The sequence below is a fragment of the Kitasatospora sp. NPDC058492 genome, assembly GCF_042720685.1.
Classification (GTDB): Bacteria; Actinomycetota; Actinomycetes; order Streptomycetales; family Streptomycetaceae; genus Kitasatospora.
Genome location: NZ_JBHXMU010000132.1, coordinates 1 through 3668, shown reverse-complemented (window position 1 = coordinate 3668; position 3668 = coordinate 1). Strand labels below are relative to the sequence as shown.

At 66.8% G+C, this 3668-nt stretch carries 5 protein-coding genes; 4 read left to right on the top strand and 1 reads right to left on the bottom strand.

All coding sequences use genetic code 11. The annotated features are described in order from the left end of the window. Positions 1-90: 90 nt before the first annotated feature. Complete coding sequence (locus tag ACFWPI_RS39300) at positions 91-408, bottom strand: hypothetical protein (RefSeq protein WP_045700742.1); 318 nt, start codon at positions 406-408, stop codon at positions 91-93. Between the two features lie 307 nt (positions 409-715). Here ACFWPI_RS39300 and ACFWPI_RS39295 point away from each other — a divergent pair, with 307 nt between their 5' ends. The 4 genes from ACFWPI_RS39295 to ACFWPI_RS39280 all read left to right on the top strand — a co-directional run bounded on the left by ACFWPI_RS39295 (position 716) and on the right by ACFWPI_RS39280 (position 3587). Continuing rightward, complete coding sequence (locus ACFWPI_RS39295; protein ID WP_380381018.1) at positions 716-1159, top strand: XRE family transcriptional regulator; 444 nt, start codon at positions 716-718, stop codon at positions 1157-1159. Positions 1160-1321: 162 nt separating this feature from the next. Then, entirely contained in the window at positions 1322-1561 is a 240-nt protein-coding gene (locus ACFWPI_RS39290; RefSeq protein ID WP_380381016.1) for a hypothetical protein, read from the top strand. A gap of 231 nt (positions 1562-1792) precedes the next feature. Then, complete coding sequence (locus tag ACFWPI_RS39285; protein ID WP_380381014.1) at positions 1793-2821, top strand: C40 family peptidase; 1029 nt, start codon at positions 1793-1795, stop codon at positions 2819-2821. 58 nt (positions 2822-2879) lie between these two features. Next, positions 2880-3587, top strand: a complete 708-nt coding sequence (locus tag ACFWPI_RS39280) for a hypothetical protein (protein WP_380381012.1) — start codon at positions 2880-2882, stop codon at positions 3585-3587. The last annotated feature ends 81 nt before the right edge of the window (positions 3588-3668 follow it).

The window sequence follows — 3668 nt, the reverse complement described above, 5'->3', positions numbered from 1 at the left end:
ACGCGCCCAACACCACAACTGGCCACCACCACAACCGGCAACAGTCACCGTCACCCAGCACGACACAACCTAAAGTCACTGGCATTGGGTCTAGGCCGCCGCGCCGAAAACCGTGTTCACGACGGGGATGGCGCATGCGGTCACGATCACGCCGCCCAGCGACCAGACCAGACTCCTCTTCCCCTTCTCCGCGGAGTCGGGCCTGTTGGAGAGGTGGCCTATGCCCATCAGGCCGCCCGAGACCACCGCGGCGACGGCGCATGCGATCAGGGCGCCCCACTTCGCGTACGAGAGCAGCAGGTTCGCGCCCTTGCTGCCGTTGGTCGGGTCGGCCGGTGCCGGATTCTGGATATCGGCGAGGTAGTGAACGTCGGCAAGGTGGTGAACGGCTTGCAGGGTGAGGGACATACCGGGCTCCTGGAAGGCAGACATGCCAGCGATCCCGCGAGATCTGTGCTGGCCAGAAGGAGCCGCCCCTGCTGTCGGGCACGGGGAGGCGGATGAAACGGCCTTCACCTGGGTTCAGCACGGGGGGTCAGTGCTATTCACTCTGGCTAATTGGCCGTGAGCAAACGATAAACGCCCACGAGCCCGACGCGTCAACCAAAGTGAATGTGACTAGCCTCACCCGAACACTCTCTGTTTACGGTGGCTAATCGGCGTCACTGTGCGCAACGATGAGACCCAGTCAGATCTGAGGGGTGCTACGCGCGTCATGCCAGTCGAAGAATCCGCCGAGGCCGGGTCGATCGCGAGCCGGTTGAACCACCTGTTCGAGACGGTGCACCCTGCCGACCGGGGCCCGTACACCAACCCCGAAGTCGCCCAGGCGATCAACGCGAAGGCCGGCCACCAGGTCCTCGGGCCCACCTATCTGTGGCAGCTGCGCAAGGGCAAGCGGACCGACCCAACGCACAGTCGCCTCACGGCAATTGCCGACTTCTTTGGCGTCTCTCCGCTCTACTTCTACGAGGAGGAGATGGCGAAGCGGACCGACGAGCAGCTCCGCCTCGCGGGCGCACTGCGCAATGCGTCGATCCGGCAGATGGTGCTCGACGCGGACGGGCTCTCGGAGCGCAGCATGGCAGCCATCACCACCATGATCCAATCCGCGCGGGCGATGGAGGGCCTACCCGACCCTGGGGTCGCGCCTGAGTGACGAGCGCCACACGCCAGGCCACTCGCCAGATCATCACAAACTCACATAGTCGGCACACTCCGGGTGGCCGCTCGCATACAGTTCTGCGAGCCGGGAGGAGTGACCGGCCGACTACCGTCGCCCGCTCCATAGGACTGCCTCCCGATCAGGGAGGCATCTTTCATGAGCGCGTCGCAGCTCTGCGGCAACCGACAGCCGGTCCAGAGCACCCCTTCACAGGCACTGCGGCGAGCACTGGCGGCAGCCGCTCCACCAGCACTGGACGAAGCGCCGCCGAACCGCCCGCTTGAGGCGGTGGAAGTCCGGCCCCACATGGGCATCGCCGACGCCGTCCTCCACCTGGCATTCCCGGATCTGAGGCCCGCCGCCCTCCAGCACATCTTCGGACGCATCAGCGGCTAAGCCGCTCGCAGCAGACGCCACGGCCGCGCGACGGTCGAATCCCGCCGCCTCCTCAAGAACTTCCCGACGGTGAGGCATACCCAGAGGGATTCACTTTGGCTAACCAGTGGCACTGATCACCCTCACTCTGGTTGACCAGAGTGGGTCACATCAGCCTATGGTTCGATCAATTCCAATTAGCTGATGTGAATCGGCCGCGCGCCTCCGACGCGCCGGCCTCAGAGGTGGCACGTGAAGAAGGCAGCCCATCTGGCGCTGACAGGCGTTTTGGCGCCCTTCGGGGTGGTTCTTGGCATCGCGCTCTCCGGCGGAGGAACCGCCTCCGCTACCCCGGCCGTCTCCCCCGGCGGGTTGGGTTGCTTCAAGCCGGCGGCACCCGGGCAGGCCACTGCGGACGGACAGCAGCTGACCACCGAGCAGATCAACAACGGCCAGATCATCTATCAGGTCTCGGTCCAGCTCAAGCTGCCGCCACAGGCGGCGGTGGTCGCGATCGCGACCGCCTTGCAGGAGTCGACGCTTAGGAACCTCAGTTCCGGAGACCTGGACTCGGTCGGCCTGTTCCAGCAGCGCCCGTCGCAGGGCTGGGGCTCATCTGCACAGATCATGGACCCCGTCTACGCCGCGACCAAGTTCTACGCCGCGCTGGTGAAGGTTTCGGGATGGGAGACCCTGCCGGTCACCGTGGCCGCCCAACGAGTCCAGGCGAGCGCGTTCCCCGGCGCCTACGCGAAGTGGGAGAGCACCGCTCAGCAGCTGGTGGCCACCTACAGCGGGAACGCCACGAACTGTTCGCTCGGCAACGGCGACGGCCAGACGACGACCGAGGCCACCAGCCTCCCGGCCGGCTTCTCCCTCCCGGCCGGAACGCCCGTCCAGATCGTGACCGCGATCAAGTTCGGCATCTCTAAGCTCGGGATGCCCTACCAGTGGGGCGGCACCGGCGATCCGAGTTACGACTGCTCCGGCCTGATGCTCCGCGCGTACGAGGCCGCCGGCATCAAAATCAGCAGGACGACTTTCGAGCAGGTCTTCGACGGGATACCGGTCTACGCCGCATCGCAGCTCAAGCCGGGCGACCTCATCTTCCTGGCCGGAAGCGACGGCACGCCGACCTCGCCCGGTCATGTCGGGATGTACCTCGGGTCGAACCTCGTCCTGGACGCGCCACGCACAGGCAAGAACATCCAGATCACCACCTTCACCGGCGGATACTGGGACAAGCAGGCGGTCGCCTTCCGGCGGATCGTTCCCTCGTAGCTTCTGGTTGATCTTGTCCTGGCCCGGCAGCACTACCGCCCCAACGTAAGCAGGGAACATGATCCAACATTCGTGGAGCCGGACGGTCCGCGAACTCTCCGAGCGGACGGAACTCGCGCGCAGTGCCGCGTCCAGGGTGGAAGCCGCTCGCGACCGGCTCCCCGGTGACCACGCTCAGGACGAGCTCGACAGCCGAGAGCAGCTGTTCTCCGCCGTCGCGCTCAGCCGGGCACGGGACGCCGCTCTGCTCAAGGCCGCCCGGTTCGCCCTCCGCCGCCGTGCCGCCGGCCGACCCGCACCGCTGTGGCTCCCGCACGGGCGGGTTCTGCCCGGAGCAGCTGCCCCTCACTGGTGGCGAAGCGCCGCCGTCTTCCGGGACGACGCCGGGATCTGGCGGGTGATCCCGCAGCCAGGCCCCGAGCGACTCGTCGGACTTCCGGAAGACGACACGCTGGTCCTGGAGGTGGCCGAGCAGGCGCGACTCCTGCGCGCCAGCCTGCTCGGGCACCAGAACCGTGACGCCTACTACGAGGTGTTCAAGCCGGACGGCCAGCGCGGGCAGGGCATTTCGGTCCCGCCCATCACCGTGCTGAGCAGCAAGACCAGCCGGAAGGTGCAGACGTGGCTGCACCCCAACCTCGGGATGCGGGTACAGGCCGATCTGGAGGAGGAGTTCCAGCAGGCCAACCTTGACCGCCACGCGGTCTGGGAGCGGTCCAGGGCCTACAGCGCCGCGGTGGTGAAGCTGCTGGGCCGCGTTGGCTGACCTGGCCGACGGCAACCTCGGCCAATGGCTCGGCTCACGTACACAGGCAGAAGGCCGGGGGCCTCACCGTTCCTGGTGAGG